This is a genomic window from Methylosinus trichosporium OB3b, from assembly GCF_002752655.1.
GTDB classification, from domain to species: Bacteria; Pseudomonadota; Alphaproteobacteria; order Rhizobiales; family Beijerinckiaceae; genus Methylosinus; species Methylosinus trichosporium.
The window spans coordinates 877,707-898,232 of sequence record NZ_CP023737.1 but is presented as its reverse complement, the minus strand read 5'-3'; the positions used below and the strand labels follow the sequence as shown (position 1 = coordinate 898,232).

22 protein-coding genes are annotated in these 20,526 nt (G+C 65.7%); 14 read left to right on the top strand and 8 right to left on the bottom strand.

What is annotated here, in order from left to right:
- The first annotated feature begins 38 nt into the window (after positions 1-38).
- The 3 genes from CQW49_RS04325 to CQW49_RS04310 all read left to right on the top strand — a co-directional run bounded on the left by CQW49_RS04325 (position 39) and on the right by CQW49_RS04310 (position 4,131).
- The gene (locus tag CQW49_RS04325; RefSeq protein WP_003613108.1) at positions 39-2,249 is read left to right on the top strand and encodes a TonB-dependent siderophore receptor; all 2,211 of its coding nucleotides are present in this window, start codon (positions 39-41) and stop codon (positions 2,247-2,249) included.
- A gap of 200 nt (positions 2,250-2,449) precedes the next feature.
- Positions 2,450-3,667: a PepSY-associated TM helix domain-containing protein gene (locus CQW49_RS04315; protein WP_003613111.1), complete on the top strand. Its 1,218-nt coding sequence runs from the start codon at positions 2,450-2,452 to the stop codon at positions 3,665-3,667.
- Between the two features lie 98 nt (positions 3,668-3,765).
- Positions 3,766-4,131, top strand: a complete 366-nt coding sequence (locus tag CQW49_RS04310; RefSeq protein ID WP_003613113.1) for a DUF1636 family protein — start codon at positions 3,766-3,768, stop codon at positions 4,129-4,131.
- 198 nt (positions 4,132-4,329) lie between these two features.
- Here CQW49_RS04310 and ppa read toward each other — a convergent pair whose 3' ends face one another.
- From ppa to uppP, 3 genes are all read right to left on the bottom strand, one after another.
- Entirely contained in the window at positions 4,330-4,860 is a 531-nt protein-coding gene (ppa, locus tag CQW49_RS04305; RefSeq protein ID WP_003613115.1) for an inorganic diphosphatase, read from the bottom strand.
- A gap of 25 nt (positions 4,861-4,885) precedes the next feature.
- On the bottom strand, positions 4,886-5,407 hold the full coding sequence (locus tag CQW49_RS04300; protein ID WP_003613117.1) for a GNAT family N-acetyltransferase: 522 nt from the start codon (positions 5,405-5,407) through the stop codon (positions 4,886-4,888).
- A 130-nt stretch (positions 5,408-5,537) separates the two neighbouring features.
- The gene (gene uppP / locus CQW49_RS04295) at positions 5,538-6,410 is read right to left on the bottom strand and encodes an undecaprenyl-diphosphatase UppP (RefSeq protein ID WP_003613119.1); all 873 of its coding nucleotides are present in this window, start codon (positions 6,408-6,410) and stop codon (positions 5,538-5,540) included.
- 294 nt (positions 6,411-6,704) lie between these two features.
- On the opposite strand from uppP, the gene CQW49_RS04290 reads away from it, so the two are divergent.
- The 4 genes from CQW49_RS04290 to CQW49_RS04275 all read left to right on the top strand — a co-directional run bounded on the left by CQW49_RS04290 (position 6,705) and on the right by CQW49_RS04275 (position 10,790).
- Positions 6,705-8,408, top strand: coding sequence for a hypothetical protein (locus tag CQW49_RS04290; protein WP_003613121.1), 1,704 nt, complete (start codon positions 6,705-6,707; stop codon positions 8,406-8,408).
- A 253-nt stretch (positions 8,409-8,661) separates the two neighbouring features.
- The gene (locus tag CQW49_RS04285; RefSeq protein WP_003613122.1) at positions 8,662-9,615 is read left to right on the top strand and encodes an acetyl-CoA carboxylase carboxyltransferase subunit alpha; all 954 of its coding nucleotides are present in this window, start codon (positions 8,662-8,664) and stop codon (positions 9,613-9,615) included.
- Positions 9,616-9,696: 81 nt separating this feature from the next.
- Positions 9,697-10,311 (top strand): Holliday junction branch migration protein RuvA, encoded by a 615-nt coding sequence (ruvA, locus tag CQW49_RS04280; protein ID WP_003613123.1) that lies wholly within the window; start codon positions 9,697-9,699, stop codon positions 10,309-10,311.
- A 104-nt stretch (positions 10,312-10,415) separates the two neighbouring features.
- On the top strand, positions 10,416-10,790 hold the full coding sequence (locus CQW49_RS04275; protein ID WP_003613124.1) for a hypothetical protein: 375 nt from the start codon (positions 10,416-10,418) through the stop codon (positions 10,788-10,790).
- 4 nt (positions 10,791-10,794) lie between these two features.
- Here the strand turns inward: CQW49_RS04275 and CQW49_RS04270 are convergent, their stop codons facing one another.
- Positions 10,795-11,040, bottom strand: coding sequence for an acyl carrier protein (locus CQW49_RS04270; protein ID WP_003613125.1), 246 nt, complete (start codon positions 11,038-11,040; stop codon positions 10,795-10,797).
- A 381-nt stretch (positions 11,041-11,421) separates the two neighbouring features.
- On the opposite strand from CQW49_RS04270, the gene CQW49_RS04265 reads away from it, so the two are divergent.
- From CQW49_RS04265 to sciP, 6 genes are all read left to right on the top strand, one after another.
- Positions 11,422-11,631 carry a cold-shock protein gene (locus CQW49_RS04265; protein WP_003613126.1) on the top strand — a complete coding sequence of 70 codons (210 nt, stop codon included), beginning with the start codon at positions 11,422-11,424 and terminating at the stop codon, positions 11,629-11,631.
- A 101-nt stretch (positions 11,632-11,732) separates the two neighbouring features.
- Positions 11,733-12,425: a tetratricopeptide repeat protein gene (locus tag CQW49_RS04260; protein WP_003613127.1), complete on the top strand. Its 693-nt coding sequence runs from the start codon at positions 11,733-11,735 to the stop codon at positions 12,423-12,425.
- Between the two features lie 44 nt (positions 12,426-12,469).
- A complete protein-coding gene (locus CQW49_RS04255; protein ID WP_003613130.1) occupies positions 12,470-13,081 on the top strand; it encodes a malonic semialdehyde reductase in 612 nt (203 codons plus the stop codon).
- Between the two features lie 11 nt (positions 13,082-13,092).
- The gene (locus CQW49_RS04250) at positions 13,093-13,500 is read left to right on the top strand and encodes a DoxX family protein (RefSeq protein WP_003613131.1); all 408 of its coding nucleotides are present in this window, start codon (positions 13,093-13,095) and stop codon (positions 13,498-13,500) included.
- A 295-nt stretch (positions 13,501-13,795) separates the two neighbouring features.
- Positions 13,796-14,137 carry a septal ring lytic transglycosylase RlpA family protein gene (locus CQW49_RS04245; RefSeq protein ID WP_003613133.1) on the top strand — a complete coding sequence of 114 codons (342 nt, stop codon included), beginning with the start codon at positions 13,796-13,798 and terminating at the stop codon, positions 14,135-14,137.
- Positions 14,138-14,541: 404 nt separating this feature from the next.
- A complete protein-coding gene (gene sciP / locus CQW49_RS04240; RefSeq protein WP_003613141.1) occupies positions 14,542-14,817 on the top strand; it encodes a CtrA inhibitor SciP in 276 nt (91 codons plus the stop codon).
- 71 nt (positions 14,818-14,888) lie between these two features.
- Here the strand turns inward: sciP and CQW49_RS04235 are convergent, their stop codons facing one another.
- Together CQW49_RS04235 and lepA are read right to left on the bottom strand one after the other, a co-directional pair.
- Complete coding sequence (locus CQW49_RS04235) at positions 14,889-15,854, bottom strand: lysylphosphatidylglycerol synthase domain-containing protein (protein WP_003613143.1); 966 nt, start codon at positions 15,852-15,854, stop codon at positions 14,889-14,891.
- A 91-nt stretch (positions 15,855-15,945) separates the two neighbouring features.
- Positions 15,946-17,751: a translation elongation factor 4 gene (gene lepA / locus CQW49_RS04230; protein WP_003613144.1), complete on the bottom strand. Its 1,806-nt coding sequence runs from the start codon at positions 17,749-17,751 to the stop codon at positions 15,946-15,948.
- Positions 17,752-17,794: 43 nt separating this feature from the next.
- On the opposite strand from lepA, the gene CQW49_RS04225 reads away from it, so the two are divergent.
- Positions 17,795-19,249, top strand: a complete 1,455-nt coding sequence (locus CQW49_RS04225) for a lysozyme inhibitor LprI family protein (protein WP_244441343.1) — start codon at positions 17,795-17,797, stop codon at positions 19,247-19,249.
- Between the two features lie 118 nt (positions 19,250-19,367).
- Here the strand turns inward: CQW49_RS04225 and CQW49_RS04220 are convergent, their stop codons facing one another.
- The gene (locus CQW49_RS04220) at positions 19,368-19,994 is read right to left on the bottom strand and encodes a hypothetical protein (RefSeq protein WP_003613149.1); all 627 of its coding nucleotides are present in this window, start codon (positions 19,992-19,994) and stop codon (positions 19,368-19,370) included.
- A 113-nt stretch (positions 19,995-20,107) separates the two neighbouring features.
- Positions 20,108-20,440: a monooxygenase system ferredoxin subunit gene (locus CQW49_RS04215; RefSeq protein ID WP_003613151.1), complete on the bottom strand. Its 333-nt coding sequence runs from the start codon at positions 20,438-20,440 to the stop codon at positions 20,108-20,110.
- Positions 20,441-20,526: the final 86 nt, after the last annotated feature.

Here is a 20,526-nt window from a genome sequence, read left to right as displayed (position 1 = left end):
AGACGAGGCTCGGGGACGAGCCGTTCCAGGAGATTTCCATGTTCCGCACTCTGCTACAGTCCGGCGCCTCCGCCGGAGCGCTCATGCTCGCCCTCGCCTCCGCCCAAGCGCAGGAGGCTCTGCCCGAGATCGATATCGCGGCCGCCGGCGGCGGCCGCGGCGCCTCGACTGGCCCGGCGGCGAAAGGCAGCCAGAAGGATCCATCCGCCTACAAGGTCTGGAACGCCAGCTCGGGAACGAAGACCGACACGCCGATCATGGACACGCCCATCAATATTCAGGTGGTGCCGCGGCAGGTCCTCGATGATCAGCAAGCCGTGGTGATCGAGGAGGCGACGCGCAACGTCAGCAACGTCTTCGTCGCGCCCTATAACGGATTTCAGGGCGGATGGAATATTCGCGGCTTCCTCGAATACGCCTATTATCAGGATGGCGTCCGCGTCAATCCGTTCACGCCTCTGCCGCCGCGCGACACGGTCGACGTGCAGCAGGTGGAAGTCGTCAAGGGGCCGTCCTCGATCCTCTACGGCCGCATGCAGCCGGGCGGCCTCGTCGAGGTGACGACGAAGAAGCCGCAGGCCGAGCCGCATTACGAGATGCAGCAGCTCATCGGCTCCTACAATGAATATCGCACCACATTGAGCATGACGGGCCCGCTCAATGAGGACAAGACGCTGCTCTATCGCCTCGACGCCGCCTATCAGAACGCCGACTCGTTTCGCGAGGGGCTGCACAATAATCACATCTATGTCGCGCCGAAGATCACTTTCGAGCCGACGCAGGACACCTCGGCGACCGTCTATCTGCAATTCTATCGCGGTCGCGACGCCCAGGACACCGGCATTCCCGGGATCTACAGCTCCGGCGTCCCGAAGTCGTGGAATTCGGTCGGGGCGGTTCCGAGGTCGCGCACCTTCGGCTCCTATGACGCGGCGCTGCTGACCAAGTCGGAGTTCCGCTTCGGCTATCATTTCTCGCACGCCTTCGATAGCGACTGGAAGATCGTCCATCGACTGGATATCGATCTCCGCGACGTTCCGAACCCATGGGTCGACGTTTATAATCCCGACCCGGCCAATTGCTCGCCGGCGTCCTGCCCGCTCGCGCGGGACTTCTATATGTTCAACGTTCAGGAGCAGAATTATTTCACCAGTCTCGAGCTCACGGGCCATTTCGACACATTCGGCCTCGCGCATACGCTGCTCGTCGGCGCCGACGGCTACAAGACCAACGACGATTACAATTGGACCGCCAATTTCTCCGGCGTCCCTTCGACCGATCTCTATTCTCCGACGCGCATGGATTTGCGGCGATTTGCGACCGCGGCGGCGGAATGGGCCGAACACGACATCTATCGCGAGAGCTGGTACGGCGTTTATATGCAGGATCAGGTGAAGCTGCCCTTCGACTTTCAGCTCCTGACCGGCTTCCGCTATGATTCGGCGCGCAACTCGACCGCATTCACCTCCTTTTATCCGGCCTATTCCAGCTCGTCGTCCTCGCTCGCGGCCGACGCCGTGAAGCCGCGAGTCGCTCTGTTGTGGCGGCCACTCCCGCAACTGAGCCTCTATGGCAATTATGTCGAGGGCTTCGGAATGAGCAATGGCGTGAGCACGTCGCTCACGCCGCTGCCGCCGGAGCAGGCGCGGCAATGGGAAGGCGGCGCGAAGGTGGAGCTGCTCGACGGCAGATTGTCGGCGACGGCCTCCTATTTCGACATCGTCAAGAGCAATGTGCGCTCGCCGGTTCTCGGTGCCGGCCAAGCTTTCGGCGTCTCGGAGGTCTCCGGCGCCGTGCGCAACTCGGGCGTCGAATTCGACGTTCAAGGACAGGTGACTCCCGAGCTGAAGATCATCGGCAGCTACGCCAATATCGACTCGCGGATCATTTCCGACATTCAGGGCGGCAAGGTCGGCAATCATTGGTGGGGCGTGCCGCGCAACGCCGGCAGCCTGTGGGCCGTCTATGAGCCGGATTTCGAGCCGCTGCGGGGCTTCGCCTTCGGCGCGGGATTCGTCGCGCGCGGGACGATGGAGGTCGACAAGGCGAACAGCTTCGCTCTGCCAGCCTATACGGTCGTCGATCTCATGGGGCGCTATAGCTTGGAGGTCGAGAAGCGGAAGATCACTTTCCAGCTGAACGTCAAGAATCTCGGCGACGTGACCTATTACACGACCTCCGGCGGGACGGCGAATTTCATCCCCGGCGCGCCGCGCACGTTCCGTGGCTCGGTGAAAGTGGAGTTCTGAACGTCCCCATCGACGCGCGGCGTGATCCTCGCGCGATATCGGGACAATTTCCCGATATCGCCGCTCATCGTGTTCCTCGCCTGCACTTTGCTTTTCGCGTGCGGCGTCATACGCTGGGTTGCGGGAGCGGCGGATGAAGCGAGCGGCGCGGCGTCGATGCGCCGCACGTCCAATTCATGCGGACATCTGGAGGCCATTCGATGACTCGCGCATTTTTTGTCTGGTTGCATCGCTGGGTCGGACTGACCATGGCGGTCTTTCTCATCATCGTCGGATTGACGGGCAGCCTGCTCGCCTTTCTGCCCGAGCTGGACCATCTGCTCGCGCCGCAAGTGCATCCGGGGGCTCACCCGGGAATCGAGCTCGACCCCGCGACGCTGCTGCGGCGGGCCGAGGCTCTGGCGCCGGAAGCGCTCGTCAACGCCGCTTATCTCGGCGAGCCGGGCGTCGCCCATATCGGCGTCGAGCCGAAGCCGGACGGCAAGCCGCTCGCCTTCGACGGCCTCATTCTCGACCGCGTCACCGGCGAGGAGCTCGGCCGCCTCAAATGGGGCGGCTTGCCGACGACCGCCGCCGCCATCATGCCCTTCGTCTACAGCCTGCATTACGAGCTGGCGATGGGAACGGTCGGCGCGTGGATTCTCGGGCTGATCGCGCTCGCCTGGACCATCGACTGCTTCGTCGGCTTCTATCTCACGCTGCCGCCGCCGGGCCAGGGAAAGGCCCGCAGCGGCTGGCTCGCGCGCTGGAAGCCGGCCTGGCTCGTCAAGCTGCGCGGCTCCTTCTACCGCATCAATTTCGATCTGCACCGCGCGAGCGGGCTGTGGCTGTGGGCGGCGCTGCTGATCTTCGCCTGGTCCAGCGTGTATTGGAATCTGACCAGCGTCTACACCAAGGCGACCAGCCTCGTCTTCGAATATGAGCCTTCGGTCTGGGCGCGGGATTTCAAGATCGATCCGCCGCCGGGCAAGGCGCTTCTGCCCTGGGAGGAGGCGCAGGCGATCGGCGCGCGGCTGATGGACGAGCAGGCCCGCGCCAATGGCTTCACGGTGGAGGCGCTGAACGCCTTCTATCTGCTGCGCGACAAGGGGCTTTATCAATATCGCGTGCGCTCCACGCGCGACATCGGCGACAAGGGCGGCGGAACCTATGTCCTGGTCAACGCCTATACGGGCGAATTCGTCGGCCTCGACATGCCGAGCGGCCAGCACACCGGCAACACCATCACCAGCTGGCTCGCGGCGCTGCATATGGCCGCCGTCTTCGGCATGCCCTATCGGATCTTCGTCAGCGTGCTCGGCGTCGTCATCGCCATGCTCTCGGGCACCGGAGTCTATATCTGGTGGAAGAAGCGCAAGGCGCGTGTGGGCCGCAAAGCGGGTGCGACGGCGCGAGCGTTCGAGGCGATCGACGCCTGACGGGAGAGGCGGCCCGCGTTGAGCGATCCGTGAACTGCGTGTAAGACCCGCTTCAATGTCGGGGGCCGGCGCCGCCGCTCCCCGCGAAGCGAGGATTCATGTCCGATAAGATGACCGTCTATATCTGCACCGTGTGCCGTCAGAAGGACGAGCCCGAGGTGCGGCCCGGCCAGCAGCTCGTCGAGCGGCTGGAGGCGCGGCTGACGCCGCAGGATCGCGAGATCATCGCGGTGGAAACCGTCGAATGTCTCGGCGTCTGCACGAGGCCCTGCACGCTGGCCATGGCCGCGCCGGGTAAATGGACTATCGTGCTCGGCGATTTCGACGCCGAGAAAGATGTCGAGGACCTCGTCCAGTCCCTGCATCTCTACGCCGCCTCGGAAAACGGCCGCGTGCCGAAGAAGGATCGCCCCGAGGCCTTCCGCAGGGGCGGCGTGTCGCGCACGCCGCCGCCGCCGAAGTGAGCTGGCGGTCGGCAGTGGGCGGTCGTTCTGTGTGAGCGGAAGCCGGGGCCGTCATTGCGAGCGGAGCGAAGCAATCGAGAGCCGCGGGGCGGCCCCTGGATTGCTTCGTCGTTTCGCTCCTCGAATGACGGCGCCCCGAGTGTTACGGCTTCTCGTGACGCAGAAGGCAGCCGGTGAGGGCGCTACTCCCTAGCGCCCTCATTCCTTCTTCGCACGCTCGATCGCTTCGACGATGATCTTGCGCGCCGCGTCGGCGTCGCCCCAGCCGGCGGACTCGACCCATTTGCCGGGCTCGAGGTCCTTGTAGTGGGCGAAGAAATGCTCGATCTGGCGGGTCGTGATCTCCGGCAGGTCGGTGTAGGTCTCGACCTTCTCGTAGCGCTTGGTGAGCTTGGGGGCCGGCACGGCGATGATCTTCTCGTCGCCGCCGGCCTCGTCGCGCATGTAGAGCACGCCGATCGGACGCACGGCGATGAGGGCGCCGGGCGCGATCGGCCGCGTGTTGGCGACCAGCACGTCGCATGGATCGCCGTCCTCCGACAGAGTATGCGGAATGAAGCCGTAATTGCCCGGATAGCGCATGGACGTGTAGAGGAAGCGGTCGACGACCAGGGTCCCCGAGGCCTTGTCCAGCTCATATTTGATCGGCTCGCCGCCGAGCGGCACTTCGATCACGACATTGACTTCGAACGGAGGATTGGCGCCGATTTGGATGGCGTCGAGACGCATGCAGCAAGCTCCTGTGGGGGGAATGTCAGCGGACGGGCGCGGAGACGAATCCGAACGCGACGCGCGTCAGCATATCGTCTCCGAAGCGCTCCTCCGCCTGACGGATCGGCAGTCCGCCGAGCCGGCGATAGAAGCCGAGCGCTTTGTCATTGTCGGCGAGCGCCCAGACGACCGTGGAAAGATAGCCGTGCTCCGCCAGCTCCTGCCGGGCGGCGTTGAACAATTCACGGCCGAAGCCGAGGCCCTGATATTCCGGCAGCAGATAGATCTCGAAGATCTCGCCCGAATAGGGCATGGAGGGGACGCGATTGCGCCCATAGGTGACATAGCCGACGATCGGGCGGCCGAACTCCAGCACCAGAATGCCGCTGCCGCGCACGATCGCCCGCGCCCACCATTGGGGTCCGCGGCGAGCGATCATCCGCTCGAGCTCGCCGCCCGGAATCACGCCACGATAGGCGTCACGCCATGAAAGATCATGTACATGGGTGATCGCCTCGGCGTCGCCGGGTCCGGCATGGCGAATGGAGGAGGCGATCTTGACCATGGGTCGATGTTAGGTCCCGAGGGCCCTGTTCGGCAAGAGCCGGGCGCCGACAAAGCGAACAAAAAAGAAAGATCGCGGGCGCGCCGTTTCGCCGCTCCATTTCAGCCGGAAGCGGCGCTGCGCGGGCCGCTCAGACGAGCAGGCCCGTCGAGGCGCCGACGAGCAGCACGATCCCGATGAAAGCCCGATAGGCGACGAAGGGCCAGGCCGAGAAGCGCTCGAGGATACGCAGCAGCCCCCAGATCGCCGCAAAGGCGGAAATGGAGGCGACGACGAGCCCGACGGCGAGCAACGACCAGCCCTGCGCGTCGAGATGCGCCTTGTAGAGCTCGTAGAGTTCCTTCACGCCTGCGACGGTGATCGTCGGCAGGCCGAGCAGGAAGGAGAATTGCGCCGCCTGCTCGCGCTTCAAATCGAGAAACAGGGCGGCGGTCAGCGTCGAGCCGGAGCGGGAGACGCCGGGGATGAGCGCGCCGACCTGGGCGAAGCCCACGATCAGCGCGTCCTTGAGGCTCACATGATCGAGGGTGCGCGAATGGTTGCAATAGAGCTCGGCGATGGCGAGCAGCGCCGCCATGACGAGGCAGGAGATGCCGATGACCGGCAGGCTGCGCAGCGGCGAGCCGCAGGCGTTGAGCGTGTGCGAGAGGGCGATGCCGGCGATTACGATTGGAATGGTCGCCAGCGCGATCCAGACGACGAAGCGGAAGCTCCAATCGCGGAAATCCCGCCGCAGCAGCGCCCGCGTCGAGCCGATCGCGAGCGAGCGGATGTCGCCCCAAAAATAGCTGACGACGGCGGCGAGGGCCGCGAGCTGCATCGCCGCGGAGAAAGCCGAGCCCGGGTCCTTCCAGCCGAGCAGGGCCGGCACGATGCGCATATGAGCGGTGGAAGAGATGGGCAAGAGCTCGGTTATGCCCTGGACGACGCCGAGCGCCGCGACCTTGGCGTAGCCGAGCTCGATGAAGCCAGTGTCCAGTCCGGCGGTGCAAGCCGAGGCCATTGACGCGTCTCCGAAACGAGGCCTGTGCCGCATGGCGCGAATCGCCCGGCGCGGCGTCTGCCGCTTTGTCTCAGACCGCTGGTTAAGGATCAACCTAGTGCGGAACCGAGATCGAGCCGCGATCGCGCCATGGCCTCGGGCCGGCCGGGTCGAAGCAAGCGGACAGGGTGTTCGCGCCGCGCGATCCGGGAAGGCGCGAGGATGACGACAAACTGTCATGAGACTCGGCCAAGCTCCCGTCGCCGTAGCCTCGGGCGACCGTCCCGACCGGCTTTCTCGAGGGGGAGCGCCAAGGTGGCCGTCCGTTTCAACTTCTGCCGCGGGAGCGCTTCGCGTCTCGCGCTGACGATTTCATTTCACAGCATGGTCATGATCGGGGCCGCCGCGGCCGAAGACGGCAAGAACGCGCATCTGCGGCCCGGCAATTTGATGGTCAGCCGAACAGTCTACGACAACAACCCGAACAATATCCGGGTCGGCGCTCCGCTGCCGCCGAACTGCGCGCCGGCGAACTGCGTCGCCGCGACCGACGACGGAACCTTCCCATTCGTCTTCAACAATGTTCTCTCGGACGATTATTTCGGCGTCACGTCGAAAATCATCCTCGATCAGCTGACGCCCGACGGCGCGCTCGTCGGTTCGCTGGAAGCGCCCAACAGCTCGCAGCGCGGCGTCTCGTCGGTTAAAGATCAGATCGTGGCGAGCTTCTCGTCCAGATCGGAGCTCGCGCTCAATCTGTCGCCCGATGGCGAGCGTCTCACCTTCATGGGCTATCTCGCGCCGGTGAACGCGATCGACGTGTCGAACTCCAATACGCCCAGCGTTGTCGATCCCACCAATCCCGTCCCCAACCTCTATTATCGGGTCGTCGCAGCGCTCGACAAAGAGGGCGAATTCCATTTCACCAAAACGAACGCCTACACCGGCGACAATGGCCGGGCGGCGATCTCCTATTCTCGCGGCAATACGACTTTGCTCTACGCCGCCGGCAATGCGGGCAACGGCTCCAATCCTCAGCCGGCGGGCGTGGTGCTCGGCGCCGGAGCGCAAATCATGGCGGCCGAAAAGCGCGCGCTCGTCGCGCAGCAGCCGGGCGCGCCGACGCCGGTCGCGAGCTTCAACATCACCGAGCTGCCCGCCAACACGAAACCCGACAAGGTCGGCAAGGACGACAATTTCCGCGGCCTCGCCATTTTCCACAACACGCTGTTCTTCACCAAAGGCAGCGGCAGCAATGGCGTCAACACGGTCTATTTCGTCGACACGACGGGGACCGACGCCAATGGCCGTCCGCTCCAATGTCCTACCGGCGTTGGCCTTCCGAACTCTTCCGCGGGTCTGCCGACCGCGCCGCTCGCCTATGACGAGGCGACGCTGGCGACGGATGGCCTTCCCAACAACATGTGCATTCTGAAAGGATTCAACACGACATTGGCGAAGACGACGACCAATGTCTTCCCCTTCGGGCTGTGGATCGCCGACGAGAAGACGATCTATGTCGCGGATGAGGGCGACGGCTCGACCAAATATGACGCGACCTCGAATCTCTACACGAAGGCCGCCGCGCAGACCGCCGCCGGCCTGCAGAAATGGGTGTTCGACCAGACCGCGGGAGAGTTCAAGCTCGCCTATGTCTTGCAGGCCGGCCTCGATCTCGGGGTTCCCTACACCGTTCCCGGCTATCCGACCGGCACGAACGCCAAGAACAAGGACCTGCCATGGTCTCCGGCGACGGACGGCCTGCGCAATCTGACCGGGCGCGTGAACCGTGACGGGACCGTCACGATCTGGGCCGTCACCTCGACGGTGAGCGGCGCCGGCGATCAGGGGGCCGCTCCCAACAGACTGGTGAAGATCGTCGACGATCTCGCGGCGACGACGCTGCCGGCCGGCGAGGCGTTCACGACGGTGAAGACGGCGCGCTTCGCCGAGGTGCTGCGCGGGGTCTCCTTCACGCCCGGAACGCGGACCGACCATCATCATCGGGACCGTTTCTGATCGCGAAGGCTCTGCTCGGCGACGCGAGCCTCGACTTCTATCGGGCCGGAGCAGTCCTCCGGCCCGAGCTCGCACGCTGTATGGCGTCCGGGTGTGACGCGTCGACCGGCGAATGGTCGGCGGCAAATGAACGCCGGCGGAAAATGCGCTGGTCGGCTGCGCCGCGCGCATTCTTGACTTCCGGCTCCGATACGGCCAGTTTCCGCGCCTCTTCGCCCGGCCTCGCGCCGCAATCTCGGTGTCCGCCCCAACCATGCGTTTCTATCTCGACTTCGAAAAGCCCGTCGCCGAGCTCGAGACCAAGGTCGAGGAGCTGCGCGCTCTCGCCTCCAAGGGCGACGGCGTGTCGATCGGCGAGGAGCTGGGCAAGCTCGAGGCCAAGGCCGCCAAGGCGCTCGCCGATCTCTACGCCACTTTGACGCCCTGGCAGAAGATCCAGGTCGCGCGCCATCCGCAGCGGCCGCATTTCTCCGATTATGTGCGCCAGCTGTTCGACGAGTTCACGCCGCTCGCCGGCGATCGCGCCTTCGGCGAGGATTTGGCTATCGTCGGCGGCTTTGCGCGCTTTCGCGGCGAGCCGGTCTGCATCATGGGCCAGGAGAAGGGCTCGGACACGTCGAGTCGGCTCGAGCATAATTTCGGCATGGCGCGGCCGGAGGGCTATCGCAAGGCGGCGCGGCTGATGGAGCTCGCCGACCGCTTCGGCCTGCCGGTCGTCTCGCTGGTCGACACCGCGGGCGCCTTCCCGGGCATAGACGCCGAGGAGCGCGGCCAGGCCGAGGCCATCGCCCGCTCGACCGAAGTGTCGCTGTCGCTCGGCGTTCCCAATGTCGCCGTGGTGGTGGGGGAGGGCGGCTCCGGCGGCGCCATCGCCATCGCCACCTGCAACAAGGTGCTGATGCTGGAGCACGCCGTGTACACGGTGGCCTCGCCCGAGGCTTCGGCCTCGATCCTGTGGCGCGACGCCACCAAGGCGCAGGATGCGGCCACCAGCATGAAGATCACCGCGCAGGACCTGCTCAAATTCGGCATCATCGACGTCATCGTCGCCGAGCCCGCGGGCGGCGCGCATCGCGAGCCGCAGGCCGCGGTGACGGCGGTCGGCGAGGCGATCGACCATGCGCTCGCCGGCCTCGGAAACCTGTCGCGGGCGCAGATCATCGACGCCCGCGCGGAAAAATTTCTGTCGATCGGACGCAAGATCTGACAGCTTTCGGAGCCGCCCGGTCGTCTTGGAGCGTGAGCCTCGAGGCTCACTCGACGATGCGCGCGGGAGGGGCGGGCATCGATGATCGGCAAGCTCAAAGGCGTCGTCGATTCCTACGGCGATGATTTCGTGATCCTCGACGTGCAGGGCGTCGGCTACGTCGTCCATTGCTCGACGCGCACGTTGCAGAAGCTGCCGCGCGCGGGCGAAGCCGCTTCGCTCGCCATAGAGACCCAGGTGCGCGAGGATTCGATCCGCTTGTTCGGCTTCTCCGCCGACGCCGAGCGTGACTGGTTCCGCCTGCTGCAGAGTGTGCAGGGCGTCGGCGCCAAGGTGGCCCTCGCCATTCTCTCCATTCTCGGCCCCGGCGAGCTCGCCTCCGCCATCGCCGGGCAGGACAAGGCGATGGTGGCGCGCGCCTCCGGCGTCGGGCCGAAGCTCGCCGCCCGCATCGTCGCCGAATTGAAAGATAAGGCGCCGGCCTTCGCGGCGCTCGATCCGGCGCTGGCGCGCCTCTCGGGAGAGACCGAGGCGAGCGCGCCGCAGGCGGCGCAGGACGCGATCTCGGCGCTGGTCAATCTCGGCTATGGCCGCCCGCAGGCGGCGGCGGCCGTCGCCGCGAGCTTGAAGGCGCTGGGCGAATCCGCCGATACGGGCGCGCTGATCCGGCGCGGGCTGAAAGAGTTGGCGAGCTGAACGCTCACCAAACGCTAAGCATGGCGACGATTCGGATGGGAAGGCGCCGGCGCCGCGCCATTTGACGAGCGAGGCCGCGATGGGCGGCCGCACGGAGGCTCGTCATGTCGAGGTCGCTCTTCTCGATCGGCCCGCGCCAGATCGGCGCGCTCTTCCTTTGCTTTGTGGCTTTCGCGCTGTTCGCGATCTTCGTTTCCGTCCAGCGTGCGGCGGCGGCGCCGTCTCGGGAGGAGCCGCTGTTCGCGCAATGCGGACTGGAAAATCTTCTGCCCGTCCCCGGCAAGGACCGCGTCGCCGCGCGCGTCAAGCGAGAGGAGGGCCGCAGCGCCATCGCTTTCCGTCGCTGGCTCGACGCGGCGCCGCCGGTTCTGCCCGGCGTGAAGGCTTTTCATGTCGACCGGCGGCAATGGCCCGCCGCCGATCTCCTCGTCGCCGCCGATCCGACGGCGCGTTATTGCCCGTCGGGCGTGCAGCTCTGAGTCGTCAGGCGGCCTTGCGCTCGAGCTGGCGCAGGCAGGCGACGATGGAGGCGATCGAGCCGAAGCTCTGGCGGCGCAGCATGCGCTCGGGGAACTGCAGGCCGAGCGCCTCCTCGAGCGCCAGCATGACCTCGACCGCGGCGAAGGAGGTGAGGCCGATCTCATAGAGATCGGCATTGGGCGACAGCAGCCGCGCGGGCGTCGGCAGTCGCCCGTGTTCGTCGATCATTTGCCGAACGAGCTCGATCATTTCCGCAAGTCCTGTGTTCCGTTTCGCCGACGCCTCGGCGCGTCGCCGACTTTCGTCATTCACGACGATTTATCGATCATTCGAGCGATCGACCGTGAATCCGAGGTTAAGATTGCCGCGCCGGTCCTGAACGCTGCATGAATTGACGCGAAACGCGTGCCGAACGGTTAGCGAAACCTTTTCCTGTGGAAAATGCGTAGGCGTAGGGCGCGGGTCCGTCATTGCCAGGGGCGAGCCGCGTTTCTATATTCATGGCCATCGATTATTCGGCCTGACGACTTGGCCGCGCTTCGGAGACGAAGCCGCTGACGACCTCTCCCAAATATCGATCGACCCCGGTCCGCGCGCATGCGGACCCTTATCTTCCTATGGGAGAGACTGATGGCGACTGGAACCGTGAAGTGGTTCAACGCTCAAAAGGGCTATGGATTCATTCAGCCCGACGACAATGGCAAGGACGTTTTCGTCCATATCAGCGCGGTGGAGCGCGCCGGCCTTCGCGATCTGCGCGAGGGGCAGAAGCTCGATTATGAGCTCACCCAGGACCGCCGCACCGGCAAGTCCGCCGCGGATCGGCTGAAAGCCCTCTGATTTTTTCCGAAAGGCCGCCTCCGGGCGGCCTTTCTTTATGATCGGCCGTTCCGTCATCGGCGAGCTTTCTCGCCATCGGAGTGTGAGCTAAACTCGCGCTCATGCGCGCCATATCCGTCATCTCGCTGTCGCTCTGCCTCGCTTGCGCCGTTGCGCCCGCCGCCCTCGCGCAGACGCAGGAGCGTTATCTCGACATTCCCGGCCTCGGCCGCATTCCGATCCCTCTGCCGCCCGGCGTGCGCGTGTTCGGCCCATCGCATGAGGCGCCGGCGGCGGACGAACCATCGCACGACATCGGCGCGACGGCGCCGCGGCCGACCGGACTCGACTCGTTGTTTTCCCGCCTCGCGCAAGCCGGCAGCGCCGAAGAGGCCGAAGCATTCGTGCAGGCGATCGGCCGGATCTGGGCGCGCTCCGGCTCGCCGACCGCCGATCTCTTGATCGCCCGCGCCGCCCATGCCGCCCGTTCCGGCGATCGTCGGCTGGCGCTCGACCTCCTCGACCATATCGTGACGCTGGAGCCCCGCTGGCCGCAGGCTCTGGTCGCGCGCGCCGAGATGCGGCTCGCCCTCGGCGACGCCGAAGGCGCCGAACATGATCTCGACGCCGCCATTGGGCTGGAGCCGCGCCGCTTCGACGCGCTGGGCGCGCTCGGCGTGCTGCGCGAGCGCGCCGGCGAGCCCGCGCGCGCGCTCGAGGCGTTTCGCCGCGCTCTGGCGCTGCATCCGCGGCGCGAGGACTGGCGCCGCGCCGAGGAGCGTCTCGAGCAGGAGGTCACCGGCCGGGACATTTGACGCGGGCGAGCGTTGTTCCCCGCGATATCGCGAAGGAGGCAGGGATGACGCAGGCTCCGCTCACCGATCACCAGACCCTGAGCGACGAGGCGCTGGCGCAGCTGTTCACGCAGGCGCGCACGCATAATGGCTGGCTCGACCGGGAGGTTCCCGACGCGCTGCTGCGGCAGGCGGTGACGCTCGCGCTCTGGGGCCCGACCAGCGCCAATTGCCTGCCCGCGCGCTTCGTCTTCGTCCGCTCGAAGGAGGCCAAGCAGCGCCTCGCGCCGGCGCTCGCGCCGGGCAATCTCGACAAGACGATGGCGGCGCCGGCGACGGCGATCGTCGCCCATGACCTCGCCTTCTTCGAGCATCTGCCGCGCCTCTATCCGGCGACCGACGCGCGCTCCTGGTTCGCCGGCAATCAGCCGCTGATCGAGACGACGGCCTTTCGCAACGCTACCCTGCAGGGCGGCTATTTTCTTCTGGCGCTGCGCGCGGTCGGGCTCGACGCCGGGCCGATGAGCGGCTTCGACAACGCCAAGGTCGACGCGGAGTTCTTCCCCGATGGGAAGGTGAAATCGAACTTCCTCATCAATATCGGCTATGGCGATCCGGCCAAGCTCTATCCGCGCGGCCCGCGCTTCGCCTTCGAGGAAGCCGCTTCCATTCTGTGACGGAGAGCGACATGAGCTGGAATCGTCGGGCGTCGGATCTGGCGCCGGTTTTCCTCGGCGTGCTGCGCATCGGCGCGGCGCTGCTGTTTCTGCAGCATGGGACCGCCAAGCTGTTCGGCGTTCCCCATGTCGCCATGTTCGACGGGCTGCCGTTGTTGTCGCTGCTCGGCGCCGCCGGCGTCATCGAGCTCGGCGGCGGCGCGTTGCTGCTCGTCGGACTGTTCACACGCCCGGTCGCCTTCGTCCTCGCGGTGCAGATGGCCTTCGCTTACGGGATCGCCCATGCCGGCAAGGCCGCGCTGCCGATTCACAACCAGGGCGAGCTGGCGCTGCTCTATCTTCTCGTTTTCCTCTATTTCGCCGCCGCCGGCCCGGGGCGTTTCGCGCTCGATCGCGACGATGCGGCGCCCCAGAATTGACAGAATCGGCGCCTCTCGCACAGCGAAGGCGCCGATTCTCGGGCGGCGTTGCAATTTTGTCACATAAAGTAATCGCGGCCTCCGAATATTTAAAAATTCATCCCGCGCTACTCGAGCCTATAGTATAGATTACTTGGAAATATTGTTCGTCGTTGCTTGCCGCGCCGCAGCGAAAATCCGGGGAGATGATCCCGGGGCTTGGCTGCCACTATTCGATCACATCTTATCCTTAGCGCAGGTCTACCTGACCACTGCGGCGCTCGAGGCGTCGCGATTGGCGCGAGGAGGGTGTTGAGTGAAGCGTTTGATCATCGGTTTGGCGGTCGTTTCCGTTTCGGCGAGCACAGCGCTCGGACAGTCCATTGTCGGCAAGGCTTCCTATTACGGCTATGGCGGCCGCACGGCGAGCGGCAGCCATGTCGGCCATATGACCGCGGCGCATCGCTCGCTGCCTTTCGGCTCCAGGGTGCGCGTCACCAATCTCGCCAATGACCGGTCGGTGATCGTCACCATCAATGATCGCGGCCCCTTCGTGCGCGGGCGGGTCATCGACGTGTCGGTCCATGCGGCCGAGAGCCTCGGCTTCCGTTCGGCCGGCGTCGCTCGGGTCAAGGTCGAGCGGGTGTCGGAGCGTTAGAGCCATTTCCGATCCGACGGGATCGGAAATGGCTCTGGGGTCTGCGTCGGATGAGACGGGGCCGCGATGAATGCGCGGCCCTGGACCGCGAGCCCCCGGCGTCTCGAAGGGTGGCCGTGGGTCCGCTTTGCGGGCTCTTCAGGACGAGGGTCGGGGATGAGGCGGCTTCGGCTTCTTCCGCTCGTCGGCTTCGAGATGCGAGCCTGAAGGCTCGCGGTCCAGGAGCTCGCGGTCCATGAAGCCGGCGCTTCGAGCGCGGCTTCCGGGCTCGGCGGCGGCGCTCTCATACGTAAAATCCTAAGCATAATTGTCCGCAAACACAGGAGTTTCGCTTAGGCAAATATTAAATCCGCACGCCTATGAATCGGCCAGTCGAGTATGGTCGAGAGTATGCGAGTACCACAATGACCGAGACGCATCGTCCGCGTGTCAAATATGTGATCGGGCCCGATGGGAGTCCCCTGACGATCGCCGATCTGCCGCCGCCCACGACCAAGCGCTGGGTGATCCGCCGCAAGGCCGAGGTCGTCGCGGCGGTGCGGGGCGGGCTCCTCTCGCTCGAGGAGGCGTGCAGCCGTTATACGCTGACGGTCGACGAGTTCCTGAGCTGGCAGATGTCGATCGACCAGCACGGTCTCGCCGGATTGCGCACGACCCGTCTGCAGCAATATCGCGTCTGACGCGCAGGACGAAGCGCGAAAAGAGCCGGTCCCGCGGAAGGCGGGCCGGCTCTTTTCGCGTTTGAAGCTTCTCAGCCGCGCTTGCGCAGCGCCTCGGCGAGGCGTCCGCGCTCGAACAGCACCACGACGACCAGAGCGAAGAGCAGCGGCACGATGAGATAGAGCAGCCGGAACACGAGCAGCGCCGACAGCACCTGCAGCCGCGGCACATCCGGCATCGCCTTGATGAACACCAATTCGAACACGCCGAGCCCGCCCGGCGCATGGCTGACGAGGCCGGCCGAGAAGGACAGGAGGAAAGTGCCGAGCACCACGAGATAGGATATGTCGGTCCCCTCGGGCAGAGCGAAATAGATGATGCCGGCCGCGCCGATCAGCTCCATCGGCGCAGCGAACATCTGGCGGATCATCACCTGCGGGCGCGGATAGAGGATGTGCAGCTTGCCGATGTCGATCGGCTTGAAGTGCATCAGCGAGCCGACGACATAGAGCGCCACCGCGCCCAGGGCGGAGAGGCCGGCGATCATCGCCGTATGCTCATTGGTCAGCATGTCCGGCAGCAGGCCGGAGAGGCGGCCGAGCAGGCTCGGCTGAAAGGTGAGCAGCAGGCCGGCGAGCAGCACCGTGCCGAGCCCGAAAGTGTACGAGCAGAGCACGACGAGAACAGCCACTTGGCCAGCCGTCAAGCCCTTCGTCGAATAGGCGCGATAGCGCACCACCGCGCCCGAGAACACCGACGCGCCGATATTGTGCGACAGCGCGTAAGTGGTGAAGGAGCACAGCGAGATGAACATCCAGGAGATATGCGTCACGCCGAGATGCAGCAGAGCGATGCGGTCGTACCAGGCGAGCGCGGCATAAGCGAGCAGCGAGCACAGCGCCGCCGCCCCCCAATGCGTCATGGGTATCGCCTTCAGATCGGCCCAGACTTCTTCACCGACCGCCTCGCCGCGAAACTCTCCGTAGAGCAGATAAAAGGAGCCGACGACCGCCAGAAGGCCGACGACGGGCCAGACATATTCCAGGATCTTTTTCATGCGGCGACGCTTTGACGCTTTCTTAAGGCGAGGCGCTCCCCGCTGGAACGCGGGCTTTCAGTCGCACGGCGACGACGCGACCGCAAGTCCCTCACTCCTCCATCTTCAGCGCCGCGATGAACGCCTCCTGCGGGATCTCCACGCGGCCGAACTGGCGCATCTTCTTCTTGCCTTCCTTCTGCTTCTCGAGCAGCTTGCGCTTGCGCGTCGCGTCGCCGCCATAGCATTTGGCGGTCACATCCTTGCGGAAGGCGCGCACCGTCTCGCGCGCGATGATCTTGCCGCCGATCGCCGCCTGGATCGGCACCTGGAACATATGCGGCGGAATGAGCTCCTTGAGCTTCTCGCACATCTGCCGGCCGCGCGAATCGGCGCGCGTGCGATGCACCAGCATCGACAGAGCGTCCACCGGCTCGGCGTTGACGAGAATGCTCATCTTCACGAGATCGCCGGCGCGATAATCGGTGATGTGATAATCGAAGCTGGCGTAGCCCTTGGAGATCGACTTCAGGCGATCGTAGAAATCGAACACCACCTCGTTCAGCGGCAGGTCGTAGACCGCCATGGCGCGCTTGCCGACATAGTTCAGATCGGCCTGCACGCCGCGCCGATCCTGGCAGAGCTTCAGCACGGAGCCGAGATAATCGTCCGGCGTCATGATCGTCGCGCGGATCCAGGGCTCCTGAATCTCGGCGATCTTCACCACATCCGGCATGTCGGCCGGATTATGCAGCTCGATCTCGTCGCCATTGGTCAGCTTGATCTTGTAGACGACCGAGGGCGCCGTCGCGATGAGATCGAGATTGAACTCGCGATGCAGCCGCTCCTGAATGATCTCGAGATGCAGGAGCCCCAAAAATCCGCAGCGGAAGCCGAAGCCGAGCGCCGCCGAGGTCTCCATCTCATAGGAGAAGCTCGCGTCGTTGAGGCGCAGCTTGCCGATCGCCGCGCGCAAATCCTCGAACTCGGCGGCGTCGACCGGGAACAGGCCGCAGAACACGACGGGCTGCGCCGGCTTGAAGCCGGGAAGCGCGGCGTCGCACGGCTTCTTGTCCTCGGTGATGGTGTCGCCGACGCGCGTGTCGGCGACCTGCTTGATCTGCGCGGTGATGAAGCCGACCTCGCCCGGGCCCAGCGAGGCGACATCGAGCATCTTCGGCTTGAACACGCCGATCTTGTCGATCTCATAATGGGCGCTGGTTCCCATCATCAGAATCTTCTGGCCCTTGCGCATGCGCCCGTCGATGACGCGCACCAGCACCACGACACCGAGATAGGCATCATACCAGCTGTCGACCAGCATCGCCTTCAGCGGCGCGTCCTCGTCGCCCTGGGGCGGCGGCAGGCGGGTGACGATCGCCTCCAGCACGTCGGGAATGCCGATGCCGGTCTTGGCGGAGATCAGCACGGCGTCGGCGGCGTCGAGGCCGATGACGTCCTCGATCTGTTGCCGGATGCGGTCGGGCTCGGCCGCCGGCAGATCGATCTTGTTCAGCACCGGCACGATCTCGTGACCGGCGTCGAGCGCCTGATAGACATTGGCGAGCGTCTGCGCCTCGACGCCCTGGCTGGCGTCGACGACCAGCAGCGAGCCCTCGCAGGCCTTCAGCGAGCGCGACACCTCATAGGCGAAATCGACATGGCCGGGCGTGTCCATCAGGTTGAGGACGTAATCCTTGCCGTCCTTGGCCTTATAGTCGAGCCGCACGGTCTGCGCCTTGATGGTGATGCCGCGCTCGCGCTCGATATCCATCGAATCGAGCACCTGCTCCACCATGTCGCGCGCGGCGACGGTCCCCGTCGCCTGGATCAGACGATCGGCGAGCGTGGACTTGCCATGGTCGATATGCGCGACAATGGAGAAATTGCGGATATTGTCGATCTTGCGCGTCGTCATGGCGGCGGGATAGCAGCGCGGGGCAGGGAAGGGAAGCGGCGATTTGACAGCGGCGACGGCGCTCTGGTCTTCTGTGGCGCGTCTTCCGCATGTGAGAGCCGCTGCGATGATCCCGTTCCGACTCCTGCTCGCCGCGCTGCCGCTCGCGGGCCCCGTCCATGCGCAGAGCTTCGATTGCGCCGCTGCGCGGACAATGGTCGAGCGGCTGGTCTGCGCGGACCGCCGTCTCGGCGCGCTGGACGCGGAGCTCGGCGCCGCGGTGAAGGCGTCGCTGGCCGCCGATCCGGCGAAACGCGCCGAGCGCCTCGCCGAAGCGCGCCGATGGATCATCGAGCGCGACCGCCTGTGTCCGCCGCCGGCCCGAGAGCCGGTCGGCGAAGCGAAGGCGCAGGCGGTCGCTTGCCTCGCCGCCGCCTATCAGGCGCGGCTCGCCGCGCTGCGGGCGCCGCCTGCGGATGATTCGAAAACCGCGGCCTGCCGGACGCTCGGCGAGCGCTATCGCGCCGTCCTCGCGTCGGATCCCGGCGCGCCGTTCCGGACGTCCTTCTATGCGGCGAGCCCGCTGGCGGTGCTGAGCGCGACGCAGGGCTCCGGCGTCACGATCGCCTCGCCGGTCGCCGAGCTCGGCCAATATTCACGGCGCGCCTTCACCGATTGGTCGAAGGCCCAGCCGCAGCCCTTCACTGTCACGGAGCCGGTGCTGAAGGCGCTGGACGAGCTGAGCGCATTCGGTCTGCGCATCGAGCGCCTGCCCGGCCATAATTTTTATTCGGCCGGCGTGATCGAGGGCACTGCGGCCTGCTACTCGACGGTCTATTTCATCGTCGAAGGCGCTCGCGCGCACCTCGCCGTGGGGCCCGCGAGCTGGGAAGGGGAGGGCGGGGCCGGCTGCGGCGTCTCCCGATCCTTCGGATCGATCGACGGCGCGCCCGCAGCCTTCGAAGAATCGCATGACTACACGCCCTCCCTGATCTCCGCCGTGAGCGTCACCCCCTGGCGTGACGCAGCTTTCGGTGAGACCTGCTCCGTCGATCTGCGATTTGCGCCGCGCTTCACGGCGGCCTCTCAATATAATGATTGGGACGTCCATTGCGATGGGGCGGATTGTGAGCGGCTGCGCGGCGCCGCCCTCGCTCTGGTCGAAGCGGCGCAGGCTGATCCGCTCGGCGCGCGCGCAAGGGCGCTCGCGCGATTGACGGCGGGGCAAATATTGGAGTTCTCCCGCGCGGAGGCGGTGAACGGGCCGCCCGCGGAGGCGCTCAGTCCCGCGGAGGCCGCCGAGCCGTCCAGTTATACGGATAATGCGCCGCTGCTGCTGCCGCTCGTCGACGAGGGCCGAGTCTATCTGGCGGCGCTCGGCCATTTCACGGTCGGGTGGCGCGTTTTTGCGGACTGGCGCGTCGGCCTGAAGCAAATCGATAAAGACGCCCTCACCGAACGGGCCGTCTTTGCGATCGGCATGACGAAGGGCGAGCTGCGCAGCGTCGAGACGAGGTGAGCTCTTTCGTTCGAGGAAGAGCCATCATCACGAACGCAGCGAAGCGATCCAGAGGCCGGCGGCCCTGGATGGCTTCAGTGCGCTTCTCTTAACGACGGCCCCGCTCGAGGCGCGGGGGTCAGCCCTTGTTCTGCAGCGCTCCCTTGGCCTTGCCATAGAGCTCCAGCGCATGGGGCTTGGCGAAGGCGTAGGCCGCGGCCAGACGCGGAGCGAGCCAGACAGAGACGTCGCGGGTGGTCTTCACCGTGACGCAGCCCGCCTTGGTGAGAAACGCGACCGTACGGTCGAACTTCTCGAGATGCGGGCTGTCGGCCGGTATCTTCGAGCGCAGCCAGGCGACGAGGGCCTTGGTCTTCTCGCTCGCCAGATCGGCGAAGACGACGGCGGGATCGGGCTTCGGCGCGCTCGCCAGCATGTCGTTCAGCCGCGCGATCTCCTGCGCGGCGGCGGCGAGCTCGTCGGCGCGCCGGTCACGCTCGGCGAGGGCGGTCTCGCGCTGCGCGGCGGCGGCGTCGCGCTCGCTCCGCAGGCTGTCGCGCTGCCCGGAGACCGAGGCGATCTCGGCGCGCGCGGTCTCGAGGTCCTTGGTGAGGGCTCCGACCTTGGCGACGAGCTTCGTCTTGTCGGCCGCGAGGCGATCGCGATCGGCTGTGATTTCCTTCACCTGCGACTCGAGGCCAGCCACGTCGGCTCCGCCCGTCGTCTCGTCGACGACGGGGGCGGAAGTCTCATCGGACAGGTTCATCTCCTACCTCTCTTCGTGGCCTAGAGACGCATCTGTCGCAGACCATAGGAATTTTCACGATTCGGCAAAAGCGGAATTTTTTGCTTCTGCTCGGACAGAGGCGCCGCCCGCTCTCAGCGCGGGGCGAGCAGGGGCGTCACGCCCTCTGTGTCGATATAGACGACGCCGTCCTCGACCTTGACTGGATATTGGGCGAGCGCGCTTTCCTGCGGCTGGACGGGATCGCCGGTGTGCAGGTTCCAGGTCCAGGCGTGGAGCGGGCAGGTCAGAACCTCGCCGTCGAACTCCGCCTCCTCGAGCGGGTAGTTGGTGTGCGGGCAGACCCCCTGAAAGGCGCGGATTTCGCCGCCGAGCGGCCAGGCCAGGATGATCACATGCGAATCTGCGATGACGAGGCGCATGCCGCCTTCGAAGATCGTGTCATCCTTGCACACTCTCTGGAACATGTCGGACCCTCCGGATCGGCGCGTCGGCCGCGATCGTTTCGTCGCAGCCTCTAGCAAAAGCAGCGCCGCCGCGGCGAGGCCGCATT

Excerpts from the sequence above, each read along its gene's own strand:
- CQW49_RS04325 (WP_003613108.1), top strand. The coding sequence starts at position 39 with ATGTTCCGCACTCTGCTACAGTCCGGCGCCTCCGCCGGAGCGCTCATG.
- CQW49_RS04315 (WP_003613111.1), top strand. The coding sequence starts at position 2,450 with ATGACTCGCGCATTTTTTGTCTGGTTGCATCGCTGGGTCGGACTGACC.
- CQW49_RS04310 (WP_003613113.1), top strand. The coding sequence starts at position 3,766 with ATGTCCGATAAGATGACCGTCTATATCTGCACCGTGTGCCGTCAGAAG.
- ppa (WP_003613115.1), bottom strand. The coding sequence starts at position 4,860 with ATGCGTCTCGACGCCATCCAAATCGGCGCCAATCCTCCGTTCGAAGTC.
- CQW49_RS04300 (WP_003613117.1), bottom strand. The coding sequence starts at position 5,407 with ATGGTCAAGATCGCCTCCTCCATTCGCCATGCCGGACCCGGCGACGCC.
- uppP (WP_003613119.1), bottom strand. The coding sequence starts at position 6,410 with ATGGCCTCGGCTTGCACCGCCGGACTGGACACTGGCTTCATCGAGCTC.
- CQW49_RS04285 (WP_003613122.1), top strand. The coding sequence starts at position 8,662 with ATGCGTTTCTATCTCGACTTCGAAAAGCCCGTCGCCGAGCTCGAGACC.
- ruvA (WP_003613123.1), top strand. The coding sequence starts at position 9,697 with ATGATCGGCAAGCTCAAAGGCGTCGTCGATTCCTACGGCGATGATTTC.
- CQW49_RS04275 (WP_003613124.1), top strand. The coding sequence starts at position 10,416 with ATGTCGAGGTCGCTCTTCTCGATCGGCCCGCGCCAGATCGGCGCGCTC.
- CQW49_RS04270 (WP_003613125.1), bottom strand. The coding sequence starts at position 11,040 with ATGATCGAGCTCGTTCGGCAAATGATCGACGAACACGGGCGACTGCCG.
- CQW49_RS04265 (WP_003613126.1), top strand. The coding sequence starts at position 11,422 with ATGGCGACTGGAACCGTGAAGTGGTTCAACGCTCAAAAGGGCTATGGA.
- CQW49_RS04260 (WP_003613127.1), top strand. The coding sequence starts at position 11,733 with ATGCGCGCCATATCCGTCATCTCGCTGTCGCTCTGCCTCGCTTGCGCC.
- CQW49_RS04255 (WP_003613130.1), top strand. The coding sequence starts at position 12,470 with ATGACGCAGGCTCCGCTCACCGATCACCAGACCCTGAGCGACGAGGCG.
- CQW49_RS04250 (WP_003613131.1), top strand. The coding sequence starts at position 13,093 with ATGAGCTGGAATCGTCGGGCGTCGGATCTGGCGCCGGTTTTCCTCGGC.
- sciP (WP_003613141.1), top strand. The coding sequence starts at position 14,542 with ATGACCGAGACGCATCGTCCGCGTGTCAAATATGTGATCGGGCCCGAT.
- CQW49_RS04235 (WP_003613143.1), bottom strand. The coding sequence starts at position 15,854 with ATGAAAAAGATCCTGGAATATGTCTGGCCCGTCGTCGGCCTTCTGGCG.
- lepA (WP_003613144.1), bottom strand. The coding sequence starts at position 17,751 with ATGACGACGCGCAAGATCGACAATATCCGCAATTTCTCCATTGTCGCG.
- CQW49_RS04220 (WP_003613149.1), bottom strand. The coding sequence starts at position 19,994 with ATGAACCTGTCCGATGAGACTTCCGCCCCCGTCGTCGACGAGACGACG.
- CQW49_RS04215 (WP_003613151.1), bottom strand. The coding sequence starts at position 20,440 with ATGTTCCAGAGAGTGTGCAAGGATGACACGATCTTCGAAGGCGGCATG.